Genomic DNA, 16,041 nt, shown 5'->3' with positions numbered 1-16,041 from the left:
CCTCGTGCGCCCAACTCCACGAGACGCTTCGCGCCGGACCCTCACCCCAACCCCTCTCCCGACGGGAGAGGGGCTCGACCCGGCGCTTGTATACGACCAGCCGAGTGCACTGTAGGAAGGCTTTAGCCCCGACACTCTTTCTCAGCACGGCAGGATTTCGGTTGCGCTCGTCGCGACTGAAGTTGCTCCCACAAGAAGCGGTGTTGCCGAAGGCAGCGGCTGCCACGAGCAGGGTCGCTCGGCGGTCATTGCAGGTAGCCGGCTCGGTGCACTGTGGGAGGGACTTCAGTCCCGACGCTTTCCACTTGTTGTGGGACCGTTGGCTTCGCGCGTCGCGACTGAAGTCGCTCCCACAAAAAAGCAGAGGCGGCTTTCGCCGCCTCTGCACGCATCCAGCTGCTGCGTCGCTTACGAGGACAGGTGCTCGATCGCGGCGACGCTGCCGAGGCGGTCGCCCAGGCGCTTGAGCAGGGCCAGGCGGTTGCCGCGGATCGCCGGATCGTCGACGTTGACCATGACCCCGTCGAAGAACGCGTCCACCTGCGGCCGCAGCCGCGCCAGGAAGTTCAGCACGGTGACGTAGTCGTGCTGGCGCAGCGCGCCGTCGGTTTCCACGATCGCCGCTTCCACCGCTTCGGCCAGCGCGCTTTCGGCCGGCTCGCGCAGCAGCGTGGCGTCGATCTGCGCCGGGATCGTGCCCTCGGCCTTGCGCAGGATGTTGCGGATGCGCTTGTTGGCCGCGGCCAGCGCCTCGGCCTCCGGCAGCGTGGCGAAGATGCCGATCGCGTCGATGCGGCGGTCGAAGTCGTAGAGCGATCCGTGGGTGGCGGTCGCGGTCGAAACCGCTCCTGCAGAAGCTGCGACGCTCCCTGTAGGAGCGGCTTCAGCCGCGACCGAGAACAAGGCCGCCACCGCGTTGAAATGCGTCGCCGGGACGCCCTTGTCGGCGTAATAGCCGCGCAGGCGGTCGAGGATGAAATCGAACAGTTCCGCTACGGTCGGAGCAGCCTCCAGGAAGGTCACCGCCTGACCCTGTTGGCTGAAATGCTCCTTCAGGAAGCCGGCGACGAAGCTGTTTCCCGACCTGCCATCGCCGGCGGCAGGAATTGCGCTGGGCTGACTGACGACAGCGTCCTTCTTCGGGCTGTGCGCAGCGACCGCCAAAAGCGTTTGCAGCGTCGCGACACCGAGTAGATCGCGCAGGCTCACATCAAACCCACTCTCGATCACCGTCCGCGCCAACCCCAGCGCATTGCGCCGCAGGGCGAACGGATCCTTGTTGCCGGTCGGCTTCAGGCCCGCGGCGAAGCCACCGGCCAGCGTGTCCAGGCGCTCGGCGATCGCCAGTACCTTGCCCAGCGGCGACAGCGCGATGTCGTCGCCGGCGAAGCGCGGCTGGTAGGCCTCGTCGATCGCCAGCGCGATCTCGCCCGGCTCGCCGGCGGCCTTGGCGTAGTGGCGCCCGGCGATGCCCTGCAGTTCGGGGAACTCGTTGACCATGCGCGACTGCAGGTCGTTCTTGCTCAGTTCGGCGGCGCGGCGCGCCTGCGCCGCGTCCACGCCGACCAGCGGCGCGATCGCCGCGGCCAGCGCGGCCACGCGCTGCACCTTGTCGGCGATGCTGCCGAGCTTGGCCTGGTAGGTCACGCTGGCCAGGCCGGCGCCCATCGCCTCCAGGCCCTGCTTGAGGTCCTCGTCGAAGAAGAACTTGGCGTCGGCGAAGCGCGGCCGGATCACCCGCTCGTAGCCCTTGGCCACTTCGGCCACGTCGCGCGAGACGATGTTGGCGATGCCGATGAAATGCTCGGTCAGCTTGCCGCCGTCGTCGAGCACCGGGAAGAACTTCTGGTTGCTCTCCATGGTCTCGATCAGCGCTTCCTGCGGCACCGCCAGGAACGCCGGCTCGAAATGGCACAGCACCGCCGACGGCCACTCGACCAGGTTCACCACCTGCTCCAGGTTGTCGTCGGAGATGCGCGCGCTGCCGCCGGCCTGGCGCGCGGCTTGCTCGACCTCGGCGACGATGCGCGCGCGGCGCGCGTCCGGGTCCACCAGCACCTGCGCCGCTTGCAATGCGGCCACGTAGTCGCCCGGCTGCGCCAGCGCCACCGGCGCGTCGTGCAGGAAGCGGTGGCCGCGGCTGTCGCGGCCGGCCTGCACGCCGAACAGCTGCACCGGCACCACGTCGCTGCCGAACAGCAGCACCAGCCAGTGCACCGGCCGCGCGAAGCCGTAGTCGTGGTCGCCCCAGCGCATCGGCTTGGGGATCGGCATCGCCGCGATCGCCTCGCGCAGGATCTCCGGCAGCAGCGCGGTGGTCTGCGCGCCCGGGGTCAGCGCGCGGTGCACGAAGCGCTCGCCCTTGGCGTCGCTGGTGCGCTCCAGCGCGGTCCAGTCGATGCCGGCCTTGGCGGCGAAACCGGCCAGCGCCTTGGTCGGCTGGCCGTCGGCGTCCAGCGCGATGTTGAGATAGGGGCCGAGCACTTCCGACCGCTGCTCCGGCTGCTCGGCGGCCACGCCCGGCAGCAGCACCGCCAGCCGGCGCGGGGTGGACAGCGGCTTGGCGTCGCCGCGTTCGAAGGCGATGCCGCGCTTCTCCAGCCCGGCGATCACGCCGTCGAACAGGGCCTGCGCCAGGCCCGGCAGCGCCTTGACCGGCAGTTCCTCGGTGCCCAGTTCGATCAGCAGGGGATGTAGTGCGCTCATGTGTCAGACCTTGCTAGCGGTTCCCTTCTCCCTGCGGGAGAAGGTGCCCCGAAGGGGCGGATGAGGGTTCGGGCGAAGCCTTGGAAGTTCAGGTCTGCAGGGCTTCGCCCCGTACCCTCACCCCAACCCCTGTCCCGTTGGGAGAGGGGCTATGAAGGCCTCAGCGCTTCACGCCGGGGAAGCCCAGCTTCTCGCGTTGCGCGTGGTAGGCCTTGGCCACCGCTTGCGCCAGCGCGCGCACGCGCAGGATGTAGCGCTGGCGTTCGGTCACCGAGATCGCGCGGCGCGCGTCGAGCAGGTTGAAGGCGTGGCTGGCCTTGGTCACCTGCTCGTAGGCGGGCAGCGGCAGGCCGAGCTCGACCAGGCGCTGCGCCTCGCGCTCGCAGGCGTCGAAGCGGTGGAACAGCTCGGCCACGTCGGCGTGCTCGAAGTTGTACGCGCTCTGCTCCACCTCGTTCTGGTGGTAGACGTCGCCGTAGGTCACCGGCGCGCCGTCCGGGCCGTAGGTCCACACCAGGTCGTAGACGTTGTCGCAGTTCTGCAGGTACATGCACAGCCGTTCCAGGCCGTAGGTGATCTCGCCCAGCACCGGCTTGCACTCCAGCCCGCCGGCCTGCTGGAAGTAGGTGAACTGGGTGACCTCCATGCCGTTGAGCCACACCTCCCAGCCCAGGCCCCAGGCGCCGAGCGTGGGCGATTCCCAGTTGTCCTCGACGAAGCGCAGGTCGTGCACCAGCGGATCGATGCCCAGCGCCTGCAGCGAATCCAGGTACAGCTGCTGGATGTTGTCCGGGTTCGGCTTCATCGCCACCTGGTACTGGTAGTAGCGCTGCAGGCGGTTCGGGTTCTCGCCGTAGCGGCCGTCGGTGGGGCGGCGGCAGGGCTGCACGTAGGCCGCGTTCCACGGCTCGGGGCCGAGCGCGCGCAGGAACGTGGCCGGGTGGAAGGTGCCGGCGCCCACTTCCAGGTCCAGCGGTTGGATCAGCACGCAGCCATGCTGCGCCCAGAACTGGTTGAGGGTCTGGATCAGACCCTGGAACGTGATCGGAACGGACCGGGAGACGGGCATGCAGCAAAGGCCGGCAAAGGGGGTGCGCTAGTATAGCGACCGACTTGCGGGGACTTCCGCGCACCGGACCTGGACCATGGATTCGCGACCCGCCGCGCAGCCGCCCGCAGTACCCGTTCCCAATGTGGTGTCGCTGCCGCCCGGGCGCCTGAGTGTCGAGCGGGTCGCCGCGGCGCTGCTCGCCGACGGCCTGGTCGCGCCGGCCGAGCGCGGCCGCATGCAGTTCTCGGCGCAGTCCGCGCGCACCGTCAGCGACGTGCACCCGCTGGTGCTGCTGTCCAACCTGAAACTGGCCGCGACCCGTCCGCCCGGCAGCGAGCTGGGCCTGGAACGGCTGACCGAGTGGCTGGCGCAGCGCTGCGGCCTGCGCTACCTGCGCATCGACCCGACCCGGGTCGACGTGGCCGCGGTCACCGCCGTGGTCTCGCACGCCTACGCGCGCCGCCACCGCATCCTGCCGCTGGCGCTGGACGGCGAACGCCTGCTGGTGGCGACCAGCGAGCCGTTGGCGCTGGACTGGCTGGCCGACGTGCAGCACCTGGCGCGGCGCCGGATCGAGATCGCGGTGGTCAACCCGCTGGACCTGCACCGCTACACCATGGAGTTCTTCGGCGTGACCCGCTCGGTGCGCGGCGCCAAGGACGGGCGCAACGAACAGAGCAGCGGCCTGCCCAGCTTCGAGCAGCTGGTGGAACTGGGCCGCGGCGGCGACGTCAACGCCGACGACCACCACATCGTGCACATCGTCGACTGGCTGCTGCAGTACGCCTACGAGCAGCGCGCCAGCGACATCCACCTGGAGCCGCGGCGCGAGGCCGGGCGCATGCGCTTCCGCATCGACGGCGTGCTGCACAAGGTGCTGGAAGTGCCGCCGGCGGTGATGACCGCCATCGTCAGCCGGATCAAGGTGCTCGGGCGCATGGACCTGGCCGAGCGCCGGCGCCCGCAGGACGGGCGCATCAAGACCCGCTCGCCGGGCGGGCGCGAGACCGAGATGCGCCTGTCGACCATGCCCACCGCGTTCGGCGAGAAGTGCGTGATGCGCATCTTCGACCCGGACGCGGCGTTCAAGAGTGTGGACCAGCTCGGTTTCAGCGCGCAGGAAGCGGCCGGCTGGGCGGCGCTGGTCGAACGCCCGCACGGCATCGTGCTGGTCACCGGCCCGACCGGCTCGGGCAAGACCACCACGCTGTACTCCACGCTCAAGCGCCTGGCCACGCCCGACGTGAACGTGTGCAGCATCGAGGACCCGATCGAGATGATCTCCCCGGAGTTCAACCAGATGCAGGTGCAGACCAACATCGACCTGGACTTCGCCAGCGGCGTGCGTACCCTGCTGCGTCAGGACCCGGACATCATCATGATCGGCGAGATCCGCGACCTGGAGACCGCGCAGATGGCGGTGCAGGCCTCGCTGACCGGACACCTGGTGCTGTCCACCCTGCACACCAACGACGCGCCCTCGGCGATCACCCGCCTGCTCGACCTGGGCGTGCCGCACTATCTGGTCGCCTCCACCCTCAACGGCGTGCTGGCGCAGCGCCTGGTGCGCACGCTGTGCAGCCACTGCAAGCGCCCGCACACGCTCGGCGAGCTCGAATGGGACGCGCTGCGCGAGCCCGGCGAAGCGCTGCCGCAGGAACTGCAGGTCCACGCCCCGGTCGGCTGCCTGGAATGCCGCCGCACCGGCTACCTGGGCCGGGTCGGCCTGTACGAACTGCTGCCGGTGACGCCGCGCCTGCGCACGCTGATCCGCGCCGACATGGACCTGGCCGGCTTCAGCCGCGCCGCGCAGGCCGAGGGCGTGCGCAGCCTGCGCCGCGCCGGCCTGGAAAAAGTCGCCGCCGGCCTGACCACCATCGAGGAAGTGCTGTCGGTGCTGCCGCCGCGCGAGTGAGGCGGCCAGGGCACGCGCTGGCGCGATCGCGGTGCCAGCGACTTGTCCACCCGCGGCGGCGCCAGCTGCGCTAGAACGGTCGGGCCGCCCGGGGCACAAGGGGCGGCATGCGGGCCGCGTTTCCAGACCTCGATCGCTGCGTTGCCGCTCCAGTGCGGCCGCGCGCCGCGCTTCGCCTGTGCGTGGCTCTTCCCGTAGCGCACGTCAATGGAAGTGCAAGGAGATCGCGCAATGACGACAACCACACTGTATGCCTGGGTGAATCCGGTCGGCGCAGGCGATACCGGCTTCATCCAGCAGGCACCCCGGCTCAGCGCCCTGGTCGACCACACCTGGGTGACCAGCTACGACAACCGCGAACACGCCTATCCGACGATCCAGGATGTCCTCGCTCAGCAGCAGCAATATTGGTATTGCTGGGGCGTGTTCCACCCGTCCGGGCAGAGCAAGACATCGCCCGGTGGCTATGCCGGGCAGGCGCAGGCCGACCTGGCGCACGCCAGCTGCCTGTGCCTGCCGAACCAGGCTTCCAACGACAACCCGCCGGCGCAAGGCACCATCTTCCGCTACGCCATCAACGGCGTCTGCCATCAGCTCGCCAACCAGGTGCTGTGGGCGACCGGCAGCGCCAGCACCGCGCCGCTGACGGTACGCATCGCGCGCGGTTACTGGCTCAGCACGGCGCTGTATGGCACCTATGGCCGCAACTGGCTGTCGAACGCGTGGGAGGAAAAGAAGAACGCCTGCGCCGTGGGCGCGGCGCTGGTCGCCGCGCACGAAAGCGACGATTTCGCCGCGCGGGTCCATGCCACCCTGGGCGAAGCGCTGACCGCCGCTGCGCGCGATGGCGTGCTGCAATTCCGCGAGGCGGCGGTGGCGAAGATCGCGGCCATCGCCGCACGCGAAACGCTGCGGGCCGACGCCGCGACCACCCAGGCCGAGGGCGCCGAGATCAACCGCATCGCCCTGGAATTCCAGGACAATGCCGCCAAGGCATTGGATCCGGAGCAGTACCGGCAGATCTTCGAACTGGATCCCGACGAGCGGCTCACCGTGGTGGATCCGGCGATGCTGGCGTAATCCCTTGCCGTCATCCGCGCTGCGTCTACCGGGCAGGACGCAGCGCTGATGCCAAAACCGACGTGCGGCGGCGGCAAACGACTGTCGTGCAGCTGAATTGGGACGCGCGACAGCGGCGCAGTGCGCCGCCGGCTTGGAAAAAGCCGTGAAGGTCTGTCTACAATCGGGTCGACCCCCTCCGAGTTGCCGCCCGCCGATGACGCCCGCGCCCTTCCTGATCCTCGAAACCGGCGAGCCGGTGGCGACGATGCGGCGCTATGGGCGCTTTCCGCACTGGATCCGCGTCGCCGCCGGCCTGGCCGAGCGCGACACGGTGGTCGCCAATGTCGCCGCCGGCGCGGCACTGCCGGCGCGCGCGGGTTTCGCCGGGATCATCGTCACCGGCTCGGCGGCCTTCGTCACCGACCGCGCCGACTGGAGCGAGCGCTCGGCCGACTGGCTGCGCGAGGCGGCCCACGCCGGCACTCCGCTGCTGGGCATCTGCTACGGCCACCAGCTGCTGGCGCACGCGCTGGGCGGGGAGGTCGCCTACAACCCGGCCGGGCGCGAGTCGGGCACCGTGCACATCGACCTGCATCCGCCGGCGTTCGACGATCCGCTGTTCGCCGGCCTGCCCGAACGCTTCCCGGCCCACGCCACGCACCTGCAGACCGTGCTGCGCGCGCCGGACGGCGCCACCGTGCTGGCGCGCTCGGCGCAGGACCAGTGCCACGCCTTCCGCTGGGGCGAGGCGGCCTGGGGCGTGCAGTTCCATCCGGAATTCGCCACCCACCACATGCGCGGCTACGTGCACGCCCGCGCCGAGTGTCTACGCAGCGCGGGCCGCTGCGCCCGTACCATCGCCCGCGAGGTCAGCGCCGCGCCGCTGGCGCGCAAGCTGCTGCGGCGCTTCGTTCAGCACGCGCGTGGCCAGCAAACCGCCGGCGGCCGGGCAAAACCGCGATAATCTGTACAGGCGCCGCGCAGGTACGGCGCCCCCCACTTCGGATTGGCAATGATCGAGATTCGCAAGCTGCCGGCCTCGGCCGGCGCGGAATGGCTGTTGACCGGGATTTCGCTGCTGCGCCGCGCGCCGCTGGCGCTGGGCCTGCTGGGCGTGATCTGGGGCCTGGCGGCGCTGCTGGCGCTGCTGATGGGCGCGCTGAACCCGACCCTGGGCATGCTGGCGCAATTGCTGCTGGGCCTGGCCGGTCCCTTGCTGTTCGGTGGGCTGGTGTGGGCGGTGCGCGAAGTGGACCAGGGCCGCGCCGCGCAGCCGGCGCATCTGCTGCAGGGCCTGCACGACAGGCGTGCGCCGAGCCTGCTGGTGGCGCTGCTGCCGCAGGTGCTGGTCGGCCTGGCGCTGGGCGCGCTGGCGCTGGTGGTGGTCGGCCAGAGCGGTTGGGAGCAGCTGGGCACGGTGATGACCAAGCTCAACGAGCTCGGCCAGTCCAGCACCCAGCCGGATCCGGCGCAGGTCGAGCAGCTGGTGGCCACGTTGCCGGCCATGCGCATCCTGCTGTGGCTGCTGCTGGTGTTCGTCGGCTTCGTGGCGGTGACGCTGACCCTGTTCGTGCTCGCTCCGCAGGTGATGTTCGACGGCCGCGGCGGCCTGGCGGCGATGCGCAACAGCCTGCGCGCCTGCCTGCACAACCTGCCGGCGATGCTGGTGTTCTTCATCCTCGCCTTCATCGCGATGTTCGCGCTGTACTTCGGCCTGGTGCTGGTGATCCTGCTGGTGCAGGCGCTGGCCGGGCCGACCATCGCGGCTCTGGTCGCGCAATTGCTGCTGATGGCGCTGGCGATGCCGGCGCTGGCCGGCGCGGTGTACGCGGCCTGGAAGCAGATGTTCGTGCACACCGGCGACGCCGCGCCGGCGGTGCCGCCGCCTTCGAATGTGTTTGCGGCTTAAGGGCCGGGATTTGGGATTCGGGATTGGGGATTCGTAAAAGCGGGAGCTGACGGTTTCCCGGTCGTCGCTTTGCAGAGCTCCAGCCTTGCCAGGTCGTCGCATCTGTAGGAGGGGCTTCAGCCCCGACGCGTTCGGCCCCGTCGATCGCCGCGGCCCACGGGCTACCTTGAGCCGCTACGCGGCGCAGATCGCGCCGGCCCCCGCCTTTGCGAATCCCCAATCCCTAATCCCGAATCTCCGCCTCAACCGGCTTCTTGGTCACCGCACTGGCCGCAATGATGCCGATCTCGTACAGCAGGCACATCGGGATCGCCAGCATCAGCTGCGAGACCACGTCCGGCGGGGTCAGCACCGCCGCCAGCACGAAGATGCCGACCACCGCGTAGCCGCGGCCTTCGCGCAGCTGCTGCGGGGTGACCCAGCCGAGCAGGGCCAGGATCACCAGCGCCACCGGCAGCTCGAAGCTGGCGCCGAAGGCGAAGAAGATCGCCAGCACGAAATCCAGGTAGGCGCCGGCGTCGGGGGTGAGCTGGATGATGTCCGGCTTGAACGTGGTCAGGAAGTGGAACACCGCCGGCAGCACCAGGAAATAGGCGAACGCGCAGCCGACATAGAACAGCAGCACCGCCGAGGCCAGCAGCGGCAGCGCCAGGCGCTTCTCGCGCTGGTACAGGCCCGGGGCGACGAATGCCCAGGCCTGGTACAGCAGCCACGGCACGGCGATGAACACGCCCACGAAGAACGTCAGCTTGAGCGGGGCGAACACCGCCCCGGCCGGATGGGTGGCGATCACGCTCTGCCCGATCGGCAGCTGCGCCAGCATCGGCGCGGCCAGCCAGGTGTAGATCGGCTTGGAGAAGGGCAGCAGCGCCAGCACCACCACGCCCAGGCCGAGCAGCGCGCGTACCAGGCGGGCGCGCAGTTCGACCAGGTGCTCGATCAGGCTGCTTTCGGCTTCCGGATTCATCGTGGCGCCTCAGGATCGCCGTGGGGCGGCGTGGCGCCGGGTGCCGGCGCTGCGGTGGCCGCGGCGTGCGCGGCAACCTGCGGTGCATCGGTGGGTGGGTGCGGGAGCGGCGCCGGGGTCGGGGTCGGGGTCGGCGTCGGCGTCGCGGCGTGCGTGGTGGACGGCACCTCGGCCGCGGGCGCGCTGGACGGCGGCAACGGGTCCGGCGCCGGTGTGGCCGGCTGCGCCTCGATGGCGGCCGGTGCGGCGTCGGCGTGCGGCTGCGGCCCGGTCGGGTCGATCTCGCGGCGCAGCGCCTCGGTCTCGCGCTGCAGCTGCTGGCCGCTGTCGCGCAGCTGCGACTCGGCCTGGCGCAGCGAGGCCTGCACGTCCTGCAGGCTCCGCTTGAGTTCCTCGGCCTCCAGTTCGCGCTCCAGTTCCTGCTTCACCGAGTCCCACTGCGCGCGCGCGCGGCGCACCCACAGCCCGGCGAAGCGCGCGGCCTTGGGCAGGCGTTCGGGGCCGAGCACCACCAGCGCCACCACGGCGATCAGCAGCAGTTCGCTGAATCCGATATCGAACACGCCAGCGGCTTCCTATTCAGCGGGCGTCGCGGTCGCGTTCGGCCTGGCTCTCGCGGGACTGCTCGCTGTTGCGCGACTCGTCGCCGAGCTGGCCGGCGGGCTTGTCGTCGTCGCGCATGCCTTTCTTGAATTCCTTGACCGCACTGCCCAGATCCTTGGCGCCGCTGGTCAGCCGCTTGGTGCCGAACACCAGCAGCACGATCACCAGCACGACCAGCCAGTGCCAGATGCTAAAACCGCCCATGATCCGCTCGCAGAGAAGTCGTAAGGAACGAGGAGGATAACGCACCGCGCCGCGGTGCGTTCGGTCGCGCTGGTTCTAGTGGTTGCCGTCCAGCGACTCGGTGCGGATCTCGCCCTCGGACACCGGCTGGAAGCCCTGCTGCGGCGGCGTCTGCGGCGGGGCCTGCAATGGCGCGGTGCTGGCGCCGTCGGCGGGCTCGGCGACCGTGGGCGGTGCGGCCTGCGCCGCCGGCTGCGGCCGCGGCGGCGGGGCCGCGGCGGTGTGGCGATCGCCGCCGTCGGTGCCGCGGTTCTGTCGCGCCGCGTAGGTGGCTTCCTCGAGCTTGTCGCGGAAGGCGACCACGTCGTTGGACGGCAGGGCGGTGGTGCGGCCTTCGAAGATCATGCGCGGGGTGGTGTTGCTGCCGTACACGTTGAGGTCGGCGGCATCGTCGATCTGCAGCGCCGCGCCGTCCAGCGCCACGCCGGCGAACAGGCCGCGCGCGCGCGACCACGACCAGATCTCGGCCTTGAGCTGGCCGTCGGTGGCGGCCGAGGCGTTGCGCCCGACCGGGCCGGCGGCGACGCCGGCATCGGCGCCGAGGGTGAACTTGCCGTTGACGATGTTGTCCAGGCTGCGGTCGTTGCGGAACACCAGCACCACGTCGGAGGACTGCACGCCGACCTGGAAGCCGATGCTGCCGCCGGTGAGCTTGACGAACACCGGGTTGGACCAGGTGCCGTCGGGGCGCTTGACCGACATCAGGCCGTGGCCGCGGCGGCCGCCGATGACCAGGCCGGCCTTGAGCGTGTCCGGGATCACCACGATCGCGCGGCCCTCGTCGAGCAGCTTGTCGGGGATGGATTGCTCGGGGATCTCCTGGATGTCGGTCAGCACGCGCAGCGCGTTGCGCGCGCGCTCGTCTTCTTCCGGGCCGGCCACGGCGTGGCCGACGAACAGCGTGGTGCTCAACAACAGGGCGAGGCGCGGCAGGCGGGGCATGGCGGGCTTCCGAAATAGGTCCGCAGCAAGATACTGCAAGACCTTGAACTTAGTCACAGCGCAATGAATCGGCAATGAGTGCGCGCGGCCGGCATGCGCACCGGCCGATCGTTGCGATAGACACGATCGCGACGCGCGCGGCCGGCGCCTCTGCCACAATGCGGGCATGTCCGACGCACCCGATACCGCCGTGCTGGTGGTGAACCTAGGCACGCCCGAGGCGCCGACCGCGCCTGCGGTCGCCCGTTACCTGGCCGAATTCCTCGGCGACAAGCGCGTGGTCGCCATCCCCAGGCTGTTCTGGTGGCCGCTGCTGAACTGGGTGATCCTGCCACGGCGCTCGCCGCGCTCGGCGGAGAAATACGCACTGGTATGGCTGCCGGAAGGCTCGCCGCTGGCGGTGTACACCCGGCGCCTGGCCGAGGGCATGCAGCGCGAACTGCCCGGCCACCGCGTGGCCTGGGCGATGCGCTACGGCACCCCGGCGCTGGCGCCGGCGCTGGACGCGCTGCGCGACGGCGGCGTGCGCAGGATCGTGGTGCTGCCGCTGTACCCGCAGTATTCGACCACCACCACCGCCTCGATCGAGGACGTGGTGCAGGCCTGGCAGGCGCGCAACCCGCAGCTGCCGGTGACCCTGATCGAGGACTATCCGACCGATGCGGCCTGGGTCGAGGCGGTGGCCGACAGCGTGCGCGCGCACTGGGCGCAGCACGGCCGCGGCGAGACCCTGTTCTTCTCCTTCCACGGCCTGCCGCAGCGCGTGGCCAACAACGGCGATCCGTACCCGCAGCGCTGCGAGGCCAGCGCGCAGGCGATCGCCGCGGCGCTGGGCCTGGGCGCCGGCGAATGGCAGCTCGGCTACCAGTCGCGCTTCGGCGCCGAGCGCTGGCTGCAGCCGTATGCGGAGCCGAGCCTGTGGCAGCTGGCCGAGCGGGGCACCAAGCGGGTCGACGTGATCTGCCCGGGCTTCGCCACCGACTGCCTGGAGACGCTGGAGGAAGTGGCGATGGGCTTCGTCGAGACCTGCGCCGCGCGCGGCATGCAGGTGCGCTACATCCCCTGCCTCAACGACGCCCCGGCGCACGCGCGCGCGCTGGCGCAGCTGGCCGCCCGCGCCGCATGACGCTGCGGCCCTTCGCCTGCCCGTCGCGGGTGGGCACGTTGGCCGGGTTGCGCAGCGGCGATCCGCACGGACCCAAGGTGCTGGCGCTGCACGGCTGGCTGGACAACGCCGCCAGCTTCGTGCCGCTGAGCGCGCAGCTGCCGCAGCTGGACCTGGTGATGCTGGACCTGCCCGGCCACGGCCACAGCGACGCCTTGCCGGCCGGTGCCGACTATCTGCTGACCGGTGCGCTGCATCCGCTGCTGGACGCGGCCGACGCGCTGGGCTGGGAGCGCTTCGCGGTGGTCGGGCATTCGATGGGCGCGGCGATCGCCAGCACCCTGGCCGCGGCGGCGCCGCGGCGGGTCGGGAAGCTGGTCGCGATCGAGATGCTCGGCGGCCTGGCCGAGACCGTGGAGGGCACCCTGGAACGCCTGCGCGACAGCGTCGCCGCGACCCGCCGCGCCAATGCCTCGCCGCTGCGCGTGTTCCCCGACCTGGCCGCGCCGGTGCGCGCGCGGATGCTGGCCAACCAGCTCAGCGAGCCGGCGGCGCGGCTGCTGGTGGAGCGTGGCGTCGAGGCGGTGGAGGGCGGCTACGTGTGGCGCAGCGACCGGCGCCTGACCCTGCCCACCGCGGTGCGGCTGAGCGAGGCGCAGGTGCAGGCGCTGCTGGCCGGCATCGACTGCCCGGCGCGGGTGATCTACGCCGACCCGGCGCAGCCGTATTTCCCCGAGCCGTTGCGCAGCGAACGTGCGGCGCGGCTGCGCCATGGCCGCGTGCACGTGTTGCCGGGCACCCACCACCTGCACATGGAGCAGCCGGCCGCGGTGGCGGCGCTGTTGCGCGACTTCTTCTGAGTCGCGGGCCGGCGCCGCTGCGCCGCGCCGCCTCCGCCAGCGCGGCATCCGTGCGACACCCGCAATGGGGCGCCTGCGCCGCGTGCCCGAACCGATGCCGCCGCATGGCCAGCACACGCCCGTGGACGCCAGCGCGTGCGCGCATGTCGCGATCGCGCGCTCAAGTTCCGCGGATCGCCGCCGATAGACGCTGCGGATGCACGGCACGCCGCGGTTGCGATGCACCCGGCGTCACAGTTCGACATGTTGTCGCAGGCCGGTCGCGTTTCAGTAAAGCTTGGTGGCCAGGGTAAGCGTGGGCAATTGCGCCCCAACCTCTCCCCGCCCCGATGATCCGTCTCCTTCGTCGTTATCCCGTCGGTCCCCGACTGACCTTCGCCTTTGCCGCATTGCTGTCGATCTGCGGCGCGCTCATCGTCGCCAGCCTGGCGTCCATGGCCATGGCGCGCCACCAGCTGGACGACATCAGCCTGGACAAGATGGAGAAGATCCGGCTCTCCGACGCCATGGTCACCGCGCAGGCGCGCCTGGAGATCGGCCTGCTCAACGATGTGATCCTGACCAACCCCGACGAGAAGCGAGAGGTGGTGCGCGCGATCGGCCAGGCCGCGCGCGACTACGCGCAGGTGCGGCGCAAGCTGTTCGCGATGCGCCTGGATCCGGCCGACCGCACCGGCGCGCAGCGCCGCGCCGCGATCGACCAGGCCTTTGTCCAGGTGCAGCCGTTCCAGACCCAAGTGCTGGCGCTGGCCGCCGACAACCAGAACCTGGACGCGCAGACCCTGCACCTGTACACGCTGCAGCCGCTGCTGGCGCAATGGCAGCAGGCGATCCAGCGCAATGCCGCGCACCTGCGCACGCTCAGCGACCAGGCCTACGCCGATGCGGTGGCGACGATGACCCGCGCGCGCTGGATGCTGCTGATCGGCGGCGGCCTGCTGCTGGCGGTGGCCACCTGGCTGGGCTGGTGCATCACCCAGAGCCTGGTGCGGCCGCTGCGCGAAGGGACGCGGATCGCCGCGGCGATCGCCGCCGGCCGCCTCGACGCACCGTTGCCGGTGCACGGCAACGACGAGGCCGCCGAACTGCTGCGCAGCATGCAGACCATGCAGGCGCAGCTGCGCGCGGTGCTCGCCGAGCAACGGCAGATGGCACAGCGCCACGCCGCCGGGGCGGTCGCGCACCGCAGCGACGCGGCGGCGTTCCCGGGCGAATACGGGCAGCTGCTGCACGACGCCAATGCCTTGGTCGAGCTGCACGTGGGCACGGTGCAGTGCACGGTCGCGTTGATGCAGCGCTACGCGATCGGCGACCTCAGCGAGGACATGCCGCGCCTGCCCGGCGAGCAGGCGGCGATCTCCGACACCATGGACGCGATCAAGGCCAACCTCGGCGCGCTCAACCGCGACATCTGGCACCTGGCGGCGGCCGCGGCGGCCGGCGATTTCAGCGCGCGCGGCGACGTCAGCCGCCACCAGTACGATTTCCGCACCATGCTGGAAAGCCTGAACCAGCTGATGGCCGCCGTGGACGGCAACCTCGGCGCGCTGTCGACGCTGCTGCGCGCCATCGCCTGCGGCGACCTGGGCGTGCGCATGCACGGCGAATTCCACGGCGTGTTCGCGCGCATGCGCGACGATGCCAACGCCACCGCCGACCAGCTGGCCATGATCGTGGCCGGGATCCAGCGGGCGGCCGCGGCGATCGACAGCGAGGCCGGCGCCATCGCCGATGGGCACCAGGACCTGTCGCGGCGCAGCGCCGAGCAGGCCGGCGCGCTGGAGCGCACCGCGGCCTCGGCGGCGCAGCTGACCGAGACGGTCAAGCAGAACGCCGCGCACGCGCATCAGGCCAACCAGCTGGCGCACGCGGCCGCATCGGTCGCGCGCCAGGGTGGCGCGGCGATCGACGAAGCGGTGGCGGCGATGCAGGGCGTGCAGGGGTCGTCGCGCAAGATCGGCGAGATCATCGCGGTGATCGACAGCATCGCGTTCCAGACCAATATCCTCGCCCTCAACGCGGCGGTGGAGGCGGCGCGCGCCGGCGAGCAGGGCCGCGGCTTCGCTGTCGTCGCCAGCGAGGTGCGCGCGCTGGCGCAGCGCTCGGCCGGGGCGGCGAAGGAGATCAAGACGCTGATCGAGGCGTCCTTGTCCCAGGTCGCGATGGCCTCGACGCAGGTCCATGGCGCCGGCCAGACCATGGGCCGGGTGCTGGCGTCGGTGGGCGAGGTCAACGAGGTCGTGGCCGGGATCGCAGTGGCGTCGCAGGCGCAGTCGGCCGGCATCGAGCAGGTCGGCCAGGCGATGGCGCAGATGGACCGCACCACGCAGCAGAACCTGGCGCTGGTGGAACAGGCCACCGCGGCGTCGCATGCGCTGGAACAGCAGGCCGGCGCGCTGGCCGCCGCGGTGGCGGTGTTCCGGCTGCAGGCGCGCAGCGCGGCGCCGGAACCGCGGCCTGCGGCGAGCGCGCAGGCGCCGGCCGAGTTCGACGTCGCCGTCGGCGCCTAGGCGTGTCCTTGGTCCCCGCGGGTGGCTGTGCGCGCACGGGCGGGGAAGAGGGCGGGAGTCCGTGCCGGGCGACGACGCGGTCCCGCGCACCAGCGCGGCCCAGCCGTGCCGGCGGTCGATGTCGCGCGGCCTGGCGCTGGTCGGGTCGCAGCCGGCTGACGGACCGCA

13 protein-coding genes are annotated in these 16,041 nt (G+C 71.1%); 7 read left to right on the top strand and 6 right to left on the bottom strand.

Going from position 1 to position 16,041, the window contains the following annotated elements:
• Positions 1–408: 408 nt before the first annotated feature.
• A complete protein-coding gene (glyS, locus tag AB3X10_RS23075; protein WP_369977898.1) occupies positions 409–2,706 on the bottom strand; it encodes a glycine--tRNA ligase subunit beta in 2,298 nt (765 codons plus the stop codon).
• 160 nt (positions 2,707–2,866) lie between these two features.
• Complete coding sequence (gene glyQ / locus AB3X10_RS23070; protein WP_003469925.1) at positions 2,867–3,775, bottom strand: glycine--tRNA ligase subunit alpha; 909 nt, start codon at positions 3,773–3,775, stop codon at positions 2,867–2,869.
• Positions 3,776–3,851: 76 nt separating this feature from the next.
• On the opposite strand from glyQ, the gene AB3X10_RS23065 reads away from it, so the two are divergent.
• The 4 genes from AB3X10_RS23065 (at position 3,852) to AB3X10_RS23050 (ending at position 8,643) form a co-directional block, all read left to right on the top strand.
• On the top strand, positions 3,852–5,672 hold the full coding sequence (locus AB3X10_RS23065; protein ID WP_369977895.1) for a GspE/PulE family protein: 1,821 nt from the start codon (positions 3,852–3,854) through the stop codon (positions 5,670–5,672).
• Between the two features lie 231 nt (positions 5,673–5,903).
• The gene (locus AB3X10_RS23060; RefSeq protein ID WP_369977893.1) at positions 5,904–6,752 is read left to right on the top strand and encodes a hypothetical protein; all 849 of its coding nucleotides are present in this window, start codon (positions 5,904–5,906) and stop codon (positions 6,750–6,752) included.
• A 196-nt stretch (positions 6,753–6,948) separates the two neighbouring features.
• The gene (locus AB3X10_RS23055) at positions 6,949–7,698 is read left to right on the top strand and encodes a glutamine amidotransferase (protein WP_369977891.1); all 750 of its coding nucleotides are present in this window, start codon (positions 6,949–6,951) and stop codon (positions 7,696–7,698) included.
• A gap of 48 nt (positions 7,699–7,746) precedes the next feature.
• Entirely contained in the window at positions 7,747–8,643 is an 897-nt protein-coding gene (locus AB3X10_RS23050) for a BPSS1780 family membrane protein (protein ID WP_369977889.1), read from the top strand.
• A gap of 223 nt (positions 8,644–8,866) precedes the next feature.
• Here the strand turns inward: AB3X10_RS23050 and tatC are convergent, their stop codons facing one another.
• From tatC to AB3X10_RS23030, 4 genes are all read right to left on the bottom strand, one after another.
• The gene (gene tatC, locus AB3X10_RS23045) at positions 8,867–9,610 is read right to left on the bottom strand and encodes a twin-arginine translocase subunit TatC (RefSeq protein WP_369977887.1); all 744 of its coding nucleotides are present in this window, start codon (positions 9,608–9,610) and stop codon (positions 8,867–8,869) included.
• A complete protein-coding gene (gene tatB / locus AB3X10_RS23040; RefSeq protein ID WP_369977885.1) occupies positions 9,607–10,173 on the bottom strand; it encodes a Sec-independent protein translocase protein TatB in 567 nt (188 codons plus the stop codon). Before tatB ends, tatC begins: the two co-directional genes overlap by 4 nt.
• Positions 10,174–10,189: 16 nt before the next feature.
• On the bottom strand, positions 10,190–10,417 hold the full coding sequence (gene tatA / locus AB3X10_RS23035; protein ID WP_369977883.1) for a Sec-independent protein translocase subunit TatA: 228 nt from the start codon (positions 10,415–10,417) through the stop codon (positions 10,190–10,192).
• A gap of 75 nt (positions 10,418–10,492) precedes the next feature.
• Positions 10,493–11,398 (bottom strand): lipid-binding SYLF domain-containing protein, encoded by a 906-nt coding sequence (locus tag AB3X10_RS23030; protein ID WP_369977881.1) that lies wholly within the window; start codon positions 11,396–11,398, stop codon positions 10,493–10,495.
• Between the two features lie 166 nt (positions 11,399–11,564).
• On the opposite strand from AB3X10_RS23030, the gene hemH reads away from it, so the two are divergent.
• The 3 genes from hemH (at position 11,565) to AB3X10_RS23015 (ending at position 15,873) form a co-directional block, all read left to right on the top strand.
• The gene (gene hemH, locus AB3X10_RS23025; protein ID WP_369977879.1) at positions 11,565–12,524 is read left to right on the top strand and encodes a ferrochelatase; all 960 of its coding nucleotides are present in this window, start codon (positions 11,565–11,567) and stop codon (positions 12,522–12,524) included.
• Positions 12,521–13,363 (top strand): alpha/beta fold hydrolase, encoded by an 843-nt coding sequence (locus AB3X10_RS23020; protein WP_369977877.1) that lies wholly within the window; start codon positions 12,521–12,523, stop codon positions 13,361–13,363. Before hemH ends, AB3X10_RS23020 begins: the two co-directional genes overlap by 4 nt.
• A gap of 329 nt (positions 13,364–13,692) precedes the next feature.
• Positions 13,693–15,873 carry a methyl-accepting chemotaxis protein gene (locus tag AB3X10_RS23015; RefSeq protein ID WP_369977875.1) on the top strand — a complete coding sequence of 727 codons (2,181 nt, stop codon included), beginning with the start codon at positions 13,693–13,695 and terminating at the stop codon, positions 15,871–15,873.
• Positions 15,874–16,041 lie beyond the last annotated feature (168 nt).

The sequence above is a fragment of the Xanthomonas sp. DAR 80977 genome (assembly GCF_041240605.1).
Taxonomy (GTDB): Bacteria; Pseudomonadota; Gammaproteobacteria; order Xanthomonadales; family Xanthomonadaceae; genus Xanthomonas_A; species Xanthomonas_A bundabergensis.
Note: the sequence above shows the minus strand (reverse complement) of the source record. Positions and strands in the feature narration are given on the sequence as shown.